16 protein-coding genes are annotated in these 16080 nt (G+C 71.2%); 4 read left to right on the top strand and 12 right to left on the bottom strand.

Annotated features, from left to right (window positions below):
- Window positions 1–43: 43 nt before the first annotated feature.
- The 8 genes from ACT80S_RS05950 to ACT80S_RS05915 form a co-directional block, all read right to left on the bottom strand.
- Entirely contained in the window at window positions 44–757 is a 714-nt protein-coding gene (locus ACT80S_RS05950) for an ABC transporter ATP-binding protein (protein WP_377413841.1), read from the bottom strand.
- Window positions 758–762: 5 nt separating this feature from the next.
- Window positions 763–1506 carry an ABC transporter ATP-binding protein gene (locus ACT80S_RS05945; protein ID WP_377413839.1) on the bottom strand — a complete coding sequence of 248 codons (744 nt, stop codon included), beginning with the start codon at window positions 1504–1506 and terminating at the stop codon, window positions 763–765.
- The gene (locus ACT80S_RS05940; RefSeq protein WP_377413836.1) at window positions 1503–2477 is read right to left on the bottom strand and encodes a branched-chain amino acid ABC transporter permease; all 975 of its coding nucleotides are present in this window, start codon (window positions 2475–2477) and stop codon (window positions 1503–1505) included. The genes ACT80S_RS05945 and ACT80S_RS05940 overlap by 4 nt, the downstream gene beginning before the upstream one ends.
- A 19-nt stretch (window positions 2478–2496) precedes the next feature.
- A complete protein-coding gene (locus ACT80S_RS05935; protein WP_377413833.1) occupies window positions 2497–3381 on the bottom strand; it encodes a branched-chain amino acid ABC transporter permease in 885 nt (294 codons plus the stop codon).
- A gap of 17 nt (window positions 3382–3398) precedes the next feature.
- Window positions 3399–4655: an ABC transporter substrate-binding protein gene (locus ACT80S_RS05930; protein ID WP_377413831.1), complete on the bottom strand. Its 1257-nt coding sequence runs from the start codon at window positions 4653–4655 to the stop codon at window positions 3399–3401.
- 73 nt (window positions 4656–4728) lie between these two features.
- Complete coding sequence (locus tag ACT80S_RS05925) at window positions 4729–5952, bottom strand: FAD binding domain-containing protein (protein ID WP_377413829.1); 1224 nt, start codon at window positions 5950–5952, stop codon at window positions 4729–4731.
- Window positions 5953–5956: 4 nt separating this feature from the next.
- Window positions 5957–6403 carry a VOC family protein gene (locus ACT80S_RS05920; RefSeq protein ID WP_377413827.1) on the bottom strand — a complete coding sequence of 149 codons (447 nt, stop codon included), beginning with the start codon at window positions 6401–6403 and terminating at the stop codon, window positions 5957–5959.
- Window positions 6400–7050, bottom strand: a complete 651-nt coding sequence (locus ACT80S_RS05915; RefSeq protein WP_377413824.1) for a TetR/AcrR family transcriptional regulator — start codon at window positions 7048–7050, stop codon at window positions 6400–6402. The genes ACT80S_RS05920 and ACT80S_RS05915 overlap by 4 nt, the downstream gene beginning before the upstream one ends.
- Window positions 7051–7219: 169 nt before the next feature.
- Here ACT80S_RS05915 and ACT80S_RS05910 point away from each other — a divergent pair, with 169 nt between their 5' ends.
- Genes ACT80S_RS05910 through ACT80S_RS05895 form a run of 4 tightly spaced genes read left to right on the top strand, consistent with a single transcriptional unit; the run spans window position 7220 to window position 11783 of the window.
- The gene (locus tag ACT80S_RS05910) at window positions 7220–7924 is read left to right on the top strand and encodes a CoxG family protein (RefSeq protein WP_377413822.1); all 705 of its coding nucleotides are present in this window, start codon (window positions 7220–7222) and stop codon (window positions 7922–7924) included.
- Between the two features lie 22 nt (window positions 7925–7946).
- The gene (locus ACT80S_RS05905; RefSeq protein WP_377413820.1) at window positions 7947–8822 is read left to right on the top strand and encodes an FAD binding domain-containing protein; all 876 of its coding nucleotides are present in this window, start codon (window positions 7947–7949) and stop codon (window positions 8820–8822) included.
- Window positions 8823–8841: 19 nt separating this feature from the next.
- On the top strand, window positions 8842–9348 hold the full coding sequence (locus tag ACT80S_RS05900; RefSeq protein ID WP_377413817.1) for a (2Fe-2S)-binding protein: 507 nt from the start codon (window positions 8842–8844) through the stop codon (window positions 9346–9348).
- Entirely contained in the window at window positions 9345–11783 is a 2439-nt protein-coding gene (locus ACT80S_RS05895) for a xanthine dehydrogenase family protein molybdopterin-binding subunit (protein ID WP_377413815.1), read from the top strand. Before ACT80S_RS05900 ends, ACT80S_RS05895 begins: the two co-directional genes overlap by 4 nt.
- Window positions 11784–11815: 32 nt before the next feature.
- On the opposite strand, the gene ACT80S_RS05890 is transcribed toward ACT80S_RS05895, so the two are convergent.
- From ACT80S_RS05890 to ACT80S_RS05875, 4 genes are all read right to left on the bottom strand, one after another.
- Window positions 11816–12622, bottom strand: a complete 807-nt coding sequence (locus ACT80S_RS05890) for an enoyl-CoA hydratase/isomerase family protein (protein WP_377413813.1) — start codon at window positions 12620–12622, stop codon at window positions 11816–11818.
- The gene (locus ACT80S_RS05885; RefSeq protein ID WP_377413810.1) at window positions 12619–13281 is read right to left on the bottom strand and encodes a TetR/AcrR family transcriptional regulator; all 663 of its coding nucleotides are present in this window, start codon (window positions 13279–13281) and stop codon (window positions 12619–12621) included. Before ACT80S_RS05885 ends, ACT80S_RS05890 begins: the two co-directional genes overlap by 4 nt.
- A gap of 46 nt (window positions 13282–13327) precedes the next feature.
- Window positions 13328–15133, bottom strand: coding sequence for an AMP-dependent synthetase/ligase (locus ACT80S_RS05880; protein ID WP_377413807.1), 1806 nt, complete (start codon window positions 15131–15133; stop codon window positions 13328–13330).
- Window positions 15134–15245: 112 nt separating this feature from the next.
- Complete coding sequence (locus ACT80S_RS05875) at window positions 15246–16070, bottom strand: ABC transporter ATP-binding protein (protein ID WP_377413803.1); 825 nt, start codon at window positions 16068–16070, stop codon at window positions 15246–15248.
- Between the last annotated feature and the right edge of the window lie 10 nt (window positions 16071–16080).

Raw genomic sequence — 16080 nt, 5'->3', positions numbered from 1 at the left:
CACGGCACTTCGAGGCAGGCCCACCCCGCCTGCCCCGCCGGGCTCAGACCGCGCAATACCGGTTCTGGATCTCGGTGTCCGCCAGGAGGTCGGCCGCCGTGCCCTCGTGCACGATCTGGCCCTGGTCCAGCACGTAGGCACGGTCCGAGATGGACAGGGCGCGCTCCACGTTCTGCTCCACCAGCAGGATGGTCGTGCCCTCGCGCTTCATGCGCGCGAACAGCTCGAACATCTCGTGCACCAGCAGCGGCATGATGCCCTCGGACGGCTCGTCCAGCAGGATCATCTTGGGCTTGGCCATCATCGCCCGGGCGATCGCCAGCATCTGCTGCTCGCCGCCGGACATCGAGGTGGCCTCCTGCGTCAGGCGCTCCTTCAGCCGCGGGAAGATGGTGGCGATCTCGTCGACCATCGCCTCCATCTGCGAGCTGCGCGAGCTGGCGATCAGCCCCAGCTGCAGGTTCTCGCGCACCGTCAGGCCCGGCACGATGCGCCGGTCCTCGGGCACATAGGCCAGGCCGCGGTGGTAGCGGACATGCGCCGGCTGGCCGTGCAGCGGCTGGCCGTCGAACAGGATCTCGCCCTTGCTGCGGGCCAGCAGCCCCATCAGCGTGCGCAGCGTCGTCGTCTTGCCGGCGCCGTTGCGGCCCATGAGCGTGACGATCTCCCCGGCGCGGACCTCGAACGAGACATCCTGCACCACGTGGCTGCGGTCGTACCAGGCGTTGAGGCCGCGGACTTCGAGCAACTTCGGCATCGCCATCACCCCTGCCCCAGGTAGACGCGACGCACTTCGTCGTTCGCGCGGATGTCCTCGGGCGCGCCCTCGGCGAGGAACTCGCCGTGGTGCAGCACGATCAGGCGCTTGCAGATGCCCATCACGAGCTTCATCTTGTGCTCCACGAGGATCACGGTGCGCTCGGCGGCGAGCTTCGTGATCAGGTCCATCATCACCACCGTCTCCTCCGGCGACATGCCGGCGGTGGGTTCGTCCATCAGCAGCAGCTGCGGCTCGGCCGCCAGCGCCATCGCCACCTCCAGCGCGCGCTGCTGGCCGTGGGCCATGTCGGCGGCGACGCGGTGGCGCAGGTCGGCCAGGCCCACGCGTTCGAGCAGCGCGTCGGCCCGGGCGGCGGCGTCCTTCAGCTTCGAGCGCGGCGTGAGGAAGTCGAAGCGCGAGGCGCGCATCTGCGCCGCCACCCGCACGTTCTCGTGCGCGGTGAGCTGCTTGAACACGTTCGTGATCTGGAAGCTCTTGGCGATGCCGCGACGCGCGTACTCGTGCTGCGCCAGGTTCGAGACATCGTCACCGCGGAACAGCACCTGCCCCGTGGTCGGCGGCAGCGAGCCGCTCAGGAGGTTGAAGAAGGTGCTCTTGCCGGCGCCGTTGGGGCCGATGATGGCGCACAGCTCGCCGGCCTTGAACTTGACCGAGATGTCGTTCAGGGCCTTGAAGCGGCCGAAGTGCCTGCTGACGTTGCGGGCCTCGAGAATGATGTCGCTCATGGACGCTCCGCGCCGCGGGCACCCAGGCGCCGCTCGATCGAGTGGATGGTCGTGCCCCAGATCCCGCGCGGGAAGAACAGCACGAACAGCATGAAGATGACCCCCAGCACCGCCATCCAGTGGCGCGTGAGGGTGGTGATCACGTCCTCCAGGTACAGGAAGACGGCCGCGCCGACGAAGGGCCCGAAGAAGGTGCCCATGCCCCCCAGCAGGGACATCATCACCGCGTGGCCGGACTGCAGGTAATGCAGCGAATCCACCGGCACCACCGACAGGTGCAGCGCGCGCAGCGAGCCGGCCAGGCCGCACAGGCCCGCGGAGAGCGTGAACACCAGCAGCTTGGAGCGCTGCACGTCGTAGCCGCAGGCCGCGGCGCGCTTCTCGTTCTCGCGGATCGCCTCCATCACCGCGCCGAACGGCGAGGCCAGGATGCGCGAGACCAGCCACACCGCCGCCGCGACGAAGACGAAGATCACGTAGTACTTGGTCGTGGGCTGGGTGAAGTCCAGCTTGAAGCCGCCGACGTCGAGCACCGGCACGGTCACCCCGCGCAGGCCGTTCTCGCCGCCGGTCCAGGCCTCGGCCTTGTAGAAGGCGTAGTACAGGATCTGGCCCAGCGCCAGGGTCACCATGGCGAAGTAGATGCCGCGGGTGCGGATGGCGAGCCAGCCCACCGCCGCGCCCACCACCGTGGCGGCGACGACGCCCACCAGGATCGCCAGGCCCCACGGCATCTTGGCGTGCACGATGCCCATGCCGGTGAGGTAGCTGCCCACGCCGAGGAAGGCGGCATGGCCGAACGACAGCAGGCCGGTGTACCCGAACAGCAGGTTGAAGCCCATGGCGAACAGGCCGAAGATCAGAATGTTCACCGCCAGCGCCTCGTAGGGCATCAGCAGCGGGAACACGAGCAGGAAGACCAGCGTCGCCGCCACGCGGTGGCGCTTGATCAGGAAATAGAGGGAAGACATCCGGTGGAGCCCTTTCCGCTCACGACATGAAGCCGGCCTTGCCGAACAGCCCCTGGGGCCGCACCAGCAGCACGAGGGCCATCAGCACGAAGATCGACAGCTCGGCCAGCGGCGGCGCCAGCAGGGAGGTCAGGCTGAACACGACCCCCACCAGCAGGCCGGCGACGACCGCGCCAGGCAGCGAGCCCATGCCTCCGACCACCGTCACCACGAAGGACTCGGCCAGCACCGAGATGCCCATCTCGGGGTTGACCGCGCGGGTCGGGGCGGCCAGCACGCCGGACAGGCCGGCGATGGCGGTGCCGATGCCGAAGACCATCAGCCACACCTTGGAGACGTCGATGCCCAGCACCCGCACGATCTCCGGGTCGCGCGAGCCGGCGCGGATGATCAGGCCGTAGCGGGTCTTCTCGATGAACAGCCACAGCGCCACCACCACCGCCGCGGTCGCGCCGATCAGGGCCAGGCGGTACAGCGGGAAATGGCCGAAGCCCAGGTTGACCGCGCCGCGCAGCGCGGACGGCGTGGACGAGGGCACGCCCTCGATGCCGAACATGACGCGCATGGCCTCGATCAGCACGTAGCTCAGGCCGAACGTGAGCAGCAGCGGGTAGTCGATGCCGCGCCCGTACAGCGGGCGCACCAGGAAGCGCTCCGAGAGCAGGCCGATCACGCCCACCACGAGGGGCGTGACGACCAGGCTCAGGAAGAAGCTCCCGGTGAGCGATTGGAAGTAGACGCCCAGGAAGGCGCCCACCATGAAGAACGCGCCGTGCGCGAAGTTCACGACCGTCAGCATGCCGAAGATCAGCGACAGGCCGATCGCCAGCAGCGCGTAGATCGCGCCCAGCCCGATGCCGGACACCAGCTGCAAGGCCAGCAGCTGCGGGGTGATTTCGCTCACGAAGCGTTCCTCCCCGGTCAGGCCTTGTGGCCCAGTTCAGCGCAGGAGCGCAGGTTGGCCTCGTTCGGGGCCTCGATCGCGGCGACGCTGAAGACGTCGTTCTTGTCCTTCATGCCGCGCGACTTGGACTCGACGATGATCACCGACTGCACCGACTGGTGGTCGCACTTGCGATAGAACTGGTCGCCCTTGTACCAGTTGTACTTCATGCGGCCCAGGGCCTCGGCGACCTTGGCGTTGTCGGTGGTCTTGGCGTCGACCACGGCCTGCAGAACGCTGCGCACGCCGGCGTAGCCCAGGGCGCCGTAGTCGGAGGGCACGGCGCCGTTGTAGGCGCGGCGGAACTTGTCGTTGAACACCTTGGCGGCGGGGACGGTGTCCTCCATGCCCCAGTAGTACGAGGTGCCGCCCACCACGCCTTCGAAGGCGTCGGCGCCGCCGGCCAGGCGGGACGTGAACAGCAGCACCGGCGTGACGATGCGCGTGTTGGCCTTGAGGCCGAAGTCGGTGGCCTGCTTGACCGAGTTCACCAGGTCGCGGCCGAAGTTGCACAGCACCAGCACGTCGGGCTTGAGGGACTGGATGCGGGGCAGGAAAGCCGAGTAGTCGGCCGCGCCCAGCGGGTGGCGGATGTCGGCCAGCGTGGTCGCGCCCAGCGCCTTGCCGGCGCGCTCGAAGCCGCGGACCATCTCGTGGCCGTAGGCGTAGTCCGCGGTCAGGTAGACCACGCGCTTGCCGTACTTGGGGAAGGCGTAGCGGGCCACGGCGCCGGCCGTCATGTGCGGGTTCAGCGCCTCGTGGAAGGTGAAGGGGCTCCAGTCCTTGGCCTCGTTGATCGCGTCGCTCTGGCTGATCGAGTTGAAGATCACCTTGCGCTCGCGGGTCACCGCGTTGATGGACAGCTGCGTCGCCGCGGATAGCGAGCCGACGATGAAGTCCACCTTGTCCTTCTCGATCAGTTCCAGCGTGCGGGTCGCGGCCTCGCCCGGGTTCAGCTTGTCGTCGCGCACCAGCAGCTCGACCCGGCGGCCGTTGAAGCCGCCGGCGTCGTTGAACTCCTTCACGGCGAGCTCGGCGGCGCGCACCTGGTCCTGCGCCTCGGCGGAGAACGCGCCGGTCAGCGGCGTGGGGAAGCCGATGCGGATCGGCGCCTGCTGCGCGCTGACGATGTTGATGGCGAACGGCGAGGCCGTGAGGGCGGCGCCGGCCGCACCCACCTTGAGCACGCGGCGGCGGCTCAGGTCCAGCGAGGAATCGCGAAGGTTGGAACTCATGGTGTGTCTCCTGTCGTTGAACATGGCATGACGGGTCATGCGGTGGGTCGTGGGCCGGTCTCGCGCCGGCCTTCTAGGGTGAATCGGCCGCCTCGGCGGGCGGATGGTCCAGGTCGATGGCGGTCTCGGCCATCACGCGGCGGGCGTCGCGCGGCTGCGCCGCCCCGCCCTGCCCGCAGGCCTGCATGTAGGCGCCGAGGCGGCGGGCCCGCTGCACCGCGGCCTGCCCGGCGGGCAGGCGCACGCCCTCGTAATCCGCCAGGGCCTGCGGCGTCGCGCCCAGGCGCTGCACCGCGTCGGCCAGGGCCAGCGCGTCCTGCATGGCCTTGGTCACGCCCATGCCCACATGCGGGCGGGCGACGAAGGCGGCGTCTCCCAGCAGCGCGACGCGGCCCCGGGCCAGCGTCGCGGACTGCACGTCGAAGATCGGCTGCAGGAAGGGCTGGCCGCACTTCTCCATCATCTCGGCGAAGGCCGGCGCCAGCACCTGGCGCGCGTCCTCGCGCATGCGGGCCACCTCGCGCCAGGACACCTTGTGCGGCGGGATGCCCAGGGGGTGGTGCACGCCGTCGGCATCGGTGAGGAGCTCGGCCAGGCGCTGCGGCGCCGGCGCGGTGCGGTACCAGACGAAGTTCCAGGCCCGATGGCCCGGCTCGGTGGTGTTGCCGGGGCGTGCCACCGGGTAGCCGATCAGCTGCTCGCCGGCGGGCAGGCAGAAGCCGAAGCGCTCGAACACCTGTTCGCGCGTGGCGCGGGACAGCGAGGCTTCGTCGCACAGGCCGCGCCAGGCCACGTAGCCCGCGTACTCCGGCTGGACCTGCGGCCACAGCTGCTGGCGCACCGCGGAGCGGATGCCGTCGGCGGCCACCAGCAGGTCGGCCTCGAACGCGCCCTGGGCGCTGGCCACGCGCACGCCGGCCCCGTCCTGTTCGACCGACTGCACGGTCACGCCCTGGCGGTACTCGATCGCGGGCTGCTGGCGGGCGAGGTCGCGCAGCAGCGAATACAGCAGGCTCCACGAGGTCAGCACCTGGGGCAGCGCCATCTCGCCGAGCACGGCGCCGTCGCTGCCCAGGGTGATGCGCCCGGGGATCGCCACGCCCAGCGCGAAGTCCGCCGGCATGCCGCAGCGGCGCAGGCCCTCGACCAGCGCGCTGTGCGTGACGATGCCGGCGCCGCGCCCGTCCATCGAGCCGACGGCCTTTTCCAGCACGGTCACCGCATGGCCCGCGCGGGCCAGCAGGTTGGCCGCCATCAGCCCGCCCAGCGAGCCGCCGGCGACGAGGACGCGCGCCATGCGCTCAGGCTCCCAGGGCGGCCTTCTCGGCCGCGGGGTAATTGAGTTCGATCACCACGCCGTTCGGGTCGTCGAGGAACAGCTGGTGCAGGCCCAGGTTCGGCACGGTGCGCTCCCGCACGGCGACGCCCTGCGCCGCCAGCCTGGCCAGCATGCCGGCCAGGCCGGTGGCGAAGAAGGCCACATGGTCCACCGCGCCGCTGCCCTGGAGCGAGGCGAGGTCGCGGTCGCCCAGGTAGTTCTTCAGGCCCTCGGGATCGTTCAGGTCGATGCCGATCACATGGACCACCGCGTTCGACGGGTCCGCGTGGTCGCCCCGGTACATCCACAGGCCCGGGAAGGGGAAGGCGGGGCGCGGCCCGACGGTCAGGCCCAGCACGCCCTCGTAGAAGGCGCGGGTGGCGTCCAGGTCGGTCGTGCGGATGGAGAAGTGGTTCAGCGTGAGGCTCATGCGGCGCTCCGGGGCGTGAGGGGCTTGACGGTGCCGGCGGGCTCGAGGGCCACGCTGGCGGCGAGGTAACTGCGGACGCGGTCGGCGATGAGCGTCTCGTCGTCCAGGGCGGGCTGGTCCGGGTGGATCGCCAGGCCGTAGACATGGGCGCGCAGGCCGCCGTAGAAGATGCCGCCGTGCAGCCCCATGAGCAGCTCGTGCTCGCGCGCGGTGGTACGGGCGCGGCTGCGGCTGCCGCGGTAGCGGCGGGTCTCGCGCACCAGGCGCGGGAACAGGCGCTCGCCCAGCTTGCCGAAGAAGCGGTCGGTGATGCTGCGGTCGGTCAGGCCGGAGAAGATCAGGATGCGCACGAACTCCTTGGTCAGGACGGTGCGCGCGTAGTCGACGTAGAAGCGCATGAACTTCTCCTCCACGCTCAGCGTGCGGTCGTCCAGCAGCGCCTCCCACTCCGGCTTCCAGCGGCCTTCGAACACTTCCAGGTAGACGCGGTCCACCAGGGCCTGCTTGGTCGGGAAGTAGTGGTAGACGAGCGTATGGGTCACGCCGATCGCGGTGGCCAGTTCACGCATCTGCGCGTCGAAGCCATGCTCCGCAAAGAACTTGATGGCCCCGTCGACGATGTGGCGCTCGCGCTCGGCCACCGTCATGCGGCGGCGCGCCGGGGCGCCGCCTGCGGCCGCTGCAGCCGATTCAGGGTTACTCCCGAGCCCCTCGCTATTTACCAAGCTGTCAACCATGCGTAGCATTGTTGAGCGATTGGTCAATAAGCCCATCGGTGATAACCCTGAAACGGAACCGCGAGACGGTCTTGCTCGAATGGAACTCAATGGCGAAGTGGTGATCGGCGCGCCGCGCGAACGCGTGTGGCAGGCGCTGAACGATGCGGCGGTGCTCCAGGCCTGCATCCCGGGCTGCGAGGAGGTGGTGGACGAGTCCCCCACCGAGCGGCGCGCCCGCGTGATGGTCAAGGTGGGCCCGGTGCGCGCCCGCTTCTCGGGCCGCGTCTCGCTCTCCGAGGTCGAGCCGCCGCTACGCTGCGTGATGGGCTTCGAGGGTTCGGGCGGCGCCGCCGGCATGGCCTCGGGCCGCTCGCAGGTGGAACTGCACGAGGATGCCGCGGGCACGCGCCTGGCCTACACCGTCAAGGCCTCGGTGGCCGGCAAGCTGGGCCAGATCGGCGGCCGGCTGATGGACGCCTCGGCCAAGCAGCTGGCGGACCAGTTCTTCGCCGCGCTGCAGGCCCGGCTGGCGCCGCCGGCCACGCCGGATCCCGAGGCGGCGGCCTCGCCGGCGACGGAAGCGGCGGGAGCCGCCCCGGCGCAGGCTGCTGCGAGCGCCGCGACGGCCGCAACGGCCGCGCCCCCCGCGGCTGCCGCCCACCACGCCCACCCCGCCCCCTCCACAGCACGCCCGCCGGTGGCCGCACCCGCCGCCAGCGGCGAGTTCTCCCGCGTGCTCTGGTTCGCGCTGGGCGCCGCCGCCACCGCCTTCGGCACGTGGCTCGGCGCGCGCCTGTTCTGACACCCCTCGCGAGGATCACGCCATGAAATCACCCCGCTTCGATTACGTGAAGGCCACCAGCCTCGAGCACGCGCTCGACCTGCTGGCCGAACACGGCGACGACGCCCGGATCCTGGCCGGCGGCCAGACCCTGCTGGCCACCCTGAACATGCGGCTGTCCGAGCCGGCGCTGCTGGTGGACATCACCGGGCTGCAGGCCCTGCGCGGCATCACCGTGCGCGGCGGCCGCCTGCATATCGGCGCGCTGACCACGCACAGCGAGATCGAGGCCTCGGCCCTGGTCGCCGAGCAGGCGCCGATGCTGGCCATGGCGGTGCCGCACATCGCGCACCGCGCGATCCGCAACGCCGGCACCTGGGGCGGCTCGATCGCCTACGCCGACCCCGCCGCCGAGTGGCCCTGCTGCCTGGTGGCCCTGGAGGGCACGGTGCACGTGCAGGGCCCGCGCGGCGCCCGCGCCATCCCGGCCACCGAGTTCTACCTGGACCTGTACACCACCGCCCTGGCGCCCGACGAGATCGTCACCGGGGCGGACGTGCCAGTGGCCACCACCGCCGACTGGTTCGCCTTCGACGAGCTCTCGCGCCGCCACGGCGATTACGCCGTCGCCGGCCTGGCGGTGGCCGCCCGCTTCGACGGCACCGTGGCCCGCGAGGTGCGACTGGGCTTCCTCGGCCTGGGCGCGACGCCGCTGCGCGCGCCGCGCACCGAGGCCCTGCTGGCCGGCAAGGTGCTCGACACCGCCACCATCGGCATCGCCGTCGCCTCGCTCAAGTCCGAGCTCGACCCGCTGCCCGACCTGACCCACCAGGGCGAGACCAAGCGCCACCTGGCCACCGTGCTGGCCCGCCGCCTGCTCGCCGCCGCCCACGCCAGCCGCTGCGCGCTGGCCGTCTGAACCCACCCGAGGAGACACCATGGCCGACCACCACGCCATCGAACTCACCGTCAACGGCCAGGCGCAGCAGCGCCATGTGCAGCCCCGCACGCACCTGGTCGACTTCCTGCGCAACGACCTGGGCCTCAAGGGCTCCCACCTGGGCTGCGAGCACGGCGTCTGCGGCGCCTGCACCGTCGAGGTCGACGGCCGGATCGTGCGCGGCTGCCTGACGCTGGCCGTGCAGGCCGGCGGCTGCAAGGTCCGCACCATCGAGGGCCTGAGCCAGGATGGCGACGTCAAGGACCTCCAGGAAGCCTTCATCCGGCACAACGCGCTGCAGTGCGGCTTCTGCACCCCCGGCATGGTGATGGCCGCCAAGGAGCTGATGGAGCACAAGCCCGACGCCACCCGCGCCGAGGTGCGCGAGTGGATCAGCGGCAACTACTGCCGCTGCACCGGCTACCACGCCATCGTCGACGCGATCTGCGAAACCCTCGCCCTGCGCGCCGGCCGCGCCGCCACCGGCACGAAGGAGGCCGCATGAACACGAGCACCACCCTCCCCCGCGCCGGCAGCGAGGTGAAGGAGCGCCCGGCCACCGGCGAGCAGCCGCTGCCCCCGGTGACCGAGGACCCGCGCTACATCGGCCACAACGCCGAGCGCCCCAGCGCGCGCCGTCTGGTGCAGGGCCAGGGCACCTACCTGGACGACATCGAGCTGCCCCGCATGGCCCATGTGGTCTTCTGGCGCAGCCCGGTGGCGCATGCCCGCATCCTGCGCATCGACGCCAGCACCGCACGCGGCATGCCCGGCGTGATCCTGGTGGCCGACGGCCACGACATCGCCAAGGTCTGCAAGCCCTGGGTGGCCACGCTGGCCCACCTGGCCGGCATGAAGTCCGCGCCCCAGTACCCGCTGGCAGTGGACCGCGCCTGCTGGCAGGGCGAGCCGGTGGTGGCGGTGGTCGCCGAGACCCGCGAGCAGGCCGAGGACGCGCTGCAGACCATCCTGGTGGACTTCGAGCGCCTGCCCGCGGTGGTGGACATGGAAACCGCGCTGGACCCGGCCACCCCGGTGATCCACCCCGAGCTGGGCGACAACCTGTGCTTCACCCGCAGCCTGGACACCGGCGGCGTGGACGCCGCCTTCGCCCGCGCCGACGCGGTGGTGGAGACCACCTTCGAGTTCGGCCGCCACACCGGCGTGACGCTGGAGCCGCGCGCCCAGATGGCCGACTGGAACGCCGCCGAGCAGCGCCTCACGGTCTACCACTCCTTCCAGGCCCCGCACATGATGCAGGACCTGTACTCGCGCCAGTTCGACATCCCCGAGTCCTCGATCCGCGTGGTCTGCAAGGACGTGGGCGGCTCCTTCGGCATCAAGGTGCATGCCTACCCGGACGACTTCGCCACCGTGGCCCTGTCCATCCTGTGCCGCCGCCCGGTGAAGTTCGTGGCCGACCGGCTGGAGTCCTTCACCAGCGACATCCACGCCCGCCACCACCGCGTGCGCGCGCGCCTGGCCGCCACGAAGGACGGCGAGATCCTGGCCTTCGAGATCGACGACCTCACCGGCATCGGCCCGTACTCGATGTTCCCGCGCACCAGCGCGATCGAGGGCAACCAGGTGGTGAACCTGGTGGGCGGCCCCTACAAGCACAAGGAGTACCGCGCCAGGCTGAACGTGGTGTTCCAGAACAAGACGCCCACCTGCCAGTACCGCGGCGTGGGCCACCCGATAGGCTGCGCGGTGACCGAGGGCCTGGTGGACCTGGCCGCCCGCAAGATCGGCATGGACCCGCTGGAGTTCCGCAAGCGCAACGTCATCCCCGACGACGCCTACCCCGCCACCGGCGCCAGCGGCATCAAGCTGGAGGTGCTGTCGCATGAGGCCTGCCTGCGCAGGATCGAGGAGATCATGGACTACCCGGCGCTGCTCGCCGAGCAGAAGGCGCTGCGCGAGCGCGGCATCCACCGCGGCATCGGCTTCGCGGCGCTGATCGAGCTGACCAACCCCAGCGCCGCGTTCTACGGCGTGGGCGGCGCGCGCATCGCCTCGCAGGACGGCGCCACGCTGCGCATGGACCCGTCGGGCGCGGTGGTCGTCATGAGCGGCGTGGGCGAGCAGGGCCAGGGCAACGAGGGCATCTTCCGGCAGATCGCCGCCGACGCGGTGGGCGTGGACCTGGAGAGGGTGCGCGTGGTCACCGGCGACACCGACGTCACGCCCTACGGCGGCGGCACCTGGGCCTCGCGCGGCGCCGGCATCGGCGGCGAGGCGGTGCTGCTGGCGGGCCAGGCGCTGCGCGCCAACATCCTGAAGCTGGCCGGCATCATCCTCAAGCGCGACCCGGCGGAACTCGCCGTGCACCGCGGCGAGGTGGTCGACGCGGCGACGCGCGCGACGCTGATGCCGCTGTCCGAGGTGGGCCGCATCGCCTACTACCGCTCGGACACGCTGCCGCCCGACTTCACCCCGGAGCTGATGGTCACGCGCCACTACGCGCAGCGCGACTTCCCCTTCATCTTCACCAACGGCGTGCAGGCCTCCTATGTCGAGGTCGACCCGGACACCGGCTTCGTCAAGCTCCTGAAGCACTGGGCGGTGGAGGACTGCGGGCGCGTCATCAACCCCAAGCTGGTCGACGAGCAGATCCGCGGCGCCATCGTGCAGGGCATCGGCGGCGCGCTGCTGGAGGAGTGCCTCTACGACGACGAGGGCCTGATGCGCAACGCCAGCATGGCCGACTACCTGGTCCCCATGAGCGCCGAGATGCCCGACATCGAGGTGGCCCACGTGCAGACGCCCACGCGCAGCAGCCAGCTGGGCGCCAAGGGCGCCGGCGAGGCCGGCACGGCGGGCGCGCCCGGCGCGGTGATGAACGCGATCAACGACGCCCTGGCCCCGCTGGGTGCCGAGGTCTGGTCGCAGCCGATCACGCCGGAGAAGGTGCTGCGGGCGCTGGGCAAGGTGGCCTGAGCCCGGCGGGGGCCCGGCCCCCGCCCGCCCCCTCAACGCCCGGTGAACACCGGGCGTTCCTTTTTCAGGAAAGCCGCCACCCCCGCCCCGAAATCGCCGGTGCGGGTGCAGGCCACGAAGGCGTCGCGCTCGGCGTCGAGCTGCTGCGACAGCGGCGTCTCCAGGGACTGGCGCATCAGCCGGCGCAGGTGACCGTAGGCCACCGTCGCCCCGCCGGCCAGGCGGCGGGCGAGCTTCAGCGTTTCCTCGGCCAGCGCCTCGGCCGGCACCACCCGGTTCACCAGGCCCAGGCGCAGGGCCTCCTGGGCGTCGAAGGTTTCGGACAGCAGCGCGATCTCCAGCGCCCGGCGCAGGCCCACCAGGCGCGGCAGGCTCCACGACGCCGAGAGGTCGCAGCTCGCGCCGATGTTGGCGTAGGCCAGGTTGAACTTGGTGCCCTCGGCGGCGATCGCCAGGTCGCAGGCGCCGGACAGGCTCAGGCTGCCGCCGGCCACCACGCCGTGCAGGCTGGCCACCACCGGCGCGTCCAGCGTGGCCAGCACGCGGATGCCGCGGTGCATGGCGTCGATCAGCGCGCCCACCTGCCCCGGGTCGGCGTGCAGGGCCTGCAGGTCGCCGCCGGCGCCGAAGCCGCGGCCGGCACCCGAGAGCACCACCACGCGCGCGCAGCGCTCCTGCGCCAGGCGCTCGCAGGCCGCGGCGAAGGCGCGGGCCATGGGCAGGTCCATCGCGTTCATGGCGCCGGGGCGGTTCAGGGTCAGGGTGACGAGGCCGGGCTCGGGCTGGGCCAGCAGGACGAGGTCCGTGGCGTGGGTGTCGGCAGTGGCGGGCAGGGTCATGCAGTCCTTTCGGGGTGGGGTTCGGTGAGCTGGCGCAGGCGCCGGCGCGAGCCTGGCGTGCACAGGCCGCCGGCGAGCAGCGCGATGCACTGGCGGGCGATCTCGCACGGCGGCAGCGGGCCGTCGGGGCGGTACCAGCGCCCGATCCAGCTCAGGGCGCCGGCCAGGGTGAAGGCGGCGATCTTGGGGTCGCAGGGCACGATCGAGCCCTCCGCCATGCCGGCGCGGATCAGGGCGCGGAATTCGCCGTCCAGGGCCGCCTTGAAGCGGCGCAGCTCGCGGCGGCTGTCGGCGGGCAGCGGGTCCTCGCCCACGCGGATGACGCACATGCCGAAGTCGCTGGTGACGATCTCCACGTAGCGGCGCATCGCCGCCACCAGCTTGTCGAAGGCGGTGCCGCCGCGGGCATGCTCCTCGGCCACCGCGTCCTGCAGCATCCGCATGCCGATGTTCACGCACTCGAACAGGATCTCGTCCTTGTTCTTCACGTAGTAGTACAGCGTGGGCTTGGTGATGTGCAGCTGTTCGGCCACATCGTCCAGCGAGGTGGCGTGGAAGCCCCTCTCGCCGAACATGCGCGCCGCCACCCGCAGCACCGCCTCGCGCTTGCTGGCGCGCAGCCGGCCGCGGTCGGCGCCGGGCGCCCAGGGCGAGTCCACCGCGGGCGCCGGGCCCGCCGCGCGCGCCCGGGGCCGCGCCGCGGCCTCAGCGGTAGAGGGCCTCGATCTCGGCGGCATAGGTCTTGTAGATGCTGGCGCGGCGCACCTTCATCGTGGCGGTCACCTCGCCGTCGTCGTGGTCGAGTTCCTTGGTCAGGAGGTGGAAGCGGCGGATGTGGGCCACGTCCGCCAGGCCGGCGTTGCCACGGTCCACCTCGGCCTGCACCAGCTCGCGCACCTGCGGCGCCTCCACCAGCGAGCGGAAATGCGTGAAGGCCAGCCCGCGCTGCTCCGCCCACTTGGCGGTGGTGTCGAAGTCGATCTGGATCAGGGCGCCGACGAAGCGGCGGCCGTCGGCCACGATCACGCACTCCTTGATGAAGGGGCTGGCCTTCATGGCGTTCTCGATCTCCGAGGGCGTGAGGTTCTTGCCGCCGGCGGTGATCATCACGTCCTTCAGGCGGTCGACGATGCGCAGGTGGCCGCCCTCCTCACGCACCACGTCGCCGGTGTGCAGCCAGCCGTCGACGATGGCGCTGGCCGTGGCCTCGGGGTTCTTGTAGTAGCCCTTGAACACCACGCCGCCCCGCAGCTGCAGCTCGCCCTGCGCCGACAGGCGCGCCTGCACGCCCTGCGTGGGCACGCCCACCGTGCCGAAGACGATGTCATCGGGCCGCTGGCCCAGCACCATGCCGCTGGACTCGGTCATGCCGTAGACCTCGACCAGGGGCACGCCCAGGGTTCGGAAGTAGCGCAGGATCTGCGGCGAGATCGGCGCCGCGCCGGTGAGCGCGATGCGCACCTCGCGCAGGCCGATGAAGTTCTGCAGCGCGCGGAACACCAGCCAGTAGGCCGCGGCGAAGACCAGCGCCTCGCGCGGCGTTCGCTGCGCCGCCGCCTTGTGCGCGAAGGGCTCGCAGGCCGCCATCGCGCGCTCGTAGAGCCAGCGGCGCCAGCGGCCGGTCTCCTGCATCTTGATGGAGATGGCCGAGTGCAGCTTCTCCCAGATGCGCGGCACGCCCAGGAACATGCTGGGCGCGACCTCGCGCAGGTCCTCCTGCACGGTGCGGATGGACTCGCCGAAGTCCACCCGCGAGCCCAGGTAAAGCGGCACGAAGGTGGTGAGCATCTGCTCGGCCACGTGGCACAGGGGCAGGTAGGACAGGTGCGAGGTGGCGGGCGTGAGGCCCAGGCGCTCGATCACGCCCGGCGCCATGGCGGCGATGTTGGCGTAGCTGATCATCGCGCCCTTGGGCTTCCCGGTGGAGCCGGAGGTGTAGATGATCAGCGCCGTGTCCTCCAGGGACTGGGTGGCGAGCACCGCGTCGATGCGCGCGTCCAGCGGCGAGGCGGCGCCGAGTTCCTCCAGCGCCTCGAAGCCCATGACCAGCCCCGGCGCGCGCGCCATCAGGTCCTGCAGGCCCTTGCGCTCGAGGACGACGATGCGCTGCACCATCGGCAGCTGGTCGATGGCGTCGAGCACCTTGTCGGCCTGCTCCTGGTCCTCGCAGAACACGATGCGGGTGTCGGCATGGCCCAGCACATAGGCCACCTCGTTGCTCGGGCTGGTGGGGTAGACGCCCACCGTCACCGCGCCCACCAGGCCGGCGCCGAGCTGGGCCATCACCCACTCCAGCCGGTTCTCGGAAAGCACGCCCACATGCTGGCCGGGCTCCAGGCCCAGGGCGGCCAGGCCCAGGCCCACCAGGCGGGCCCGCTCGTGGAAGGCGCGCCAGGTGATCGGGTTCCAGATGCCGTAGCGCTTCTGCCGGATGGCGATGCGATCGGGCTGCTGCGTGGCCTGGTGGCGCAGGGCCTGGGGCAGGGTCTTCTGGAAAAGGGTCAGGTCCATGGGGCTTCTGCCAGGGAAATGTCTTCGCCAGTGCGGCCGCGGAACCGGCTTTGCCGGGCCGCTGGGTGCGACCCGTCGAGGGGGAGGCGGCCGCAGGCCGCTTCGGGGGTGGTCATGAAAGCCAGCGCTTGCGGCGCTTGTAGTGCTTGATCTCCTTGAAGCTCTTGCTGCCGCCCTCCTGCCCCACGCCGAGGTAGAACTCGCGCACGTCGGGGTCGGCCGCCAGCTTCTCGGCGGTGTTGTCGATCACCACCTTGCCGGTCTCCATGATGTAGCCGTAGTGGGCCACCGCGAGGGCGATGGACGCGTTCTGTTCCACCAGCAGCATGGAGACGCCGCGCTCGGCGTTGATGCGGGCGATGATCTCGAAGATGTTCTCCACCAGCACCGGCGACAGGCCCAGCGAGGGCTCGTCCAGCAGCATCAGCCGGGGCCGGGCGATGAGCGCGCGGCCGATGGCCAGCATCTGCTGCTCGCCGCCGGAGAGGTAGCCCGCCAGGCCCTTGCGCCGCTCGTGGAGGCGGGGGAAGTACTCGTAGACCAGCTCGAAGTCGGCCTGCGACGGGTTCACGCCGGTCAGGGCGTAGGTGGCGGCCACCAGGTTCTCGTGGACGGTGAGGTCCTCGAACACGTGCCGCCCCTCCATCACATGGAACAGGCCGCCGCGCACCAGCGCGTGCGGCGCGCGCCCGGTGACGCTGGCGCCGTCGAAGCGGATCTCGCCGCGGGTGACCGCGCCGTTCTGGAGGTCGAGCAGGCCCGAGATCGCCTTGAGCGTGGTCGACTTGCCCGCGCCGTTGCTCCCCAGGAGCGCGACGATCTGCCCCTGCGGCACCGAGAGCGACAGCCCGCGCAGCACCTGGACCGCCTTGTTGTAGACGACCTCGATGTTGTTCACCTCCAGCAGGGGCGGCGGGGTGCGGGGCTGGCTGTCCATCGGCGGGTCC

Source organism: Ramlibacter sp. MAHUQ-53, from assembly GCF_052600055.1.
Note: the sequence above shows the minus strand (reverse complement) of the source record. Positions and strands in the feature narration are given on the sequence as shown.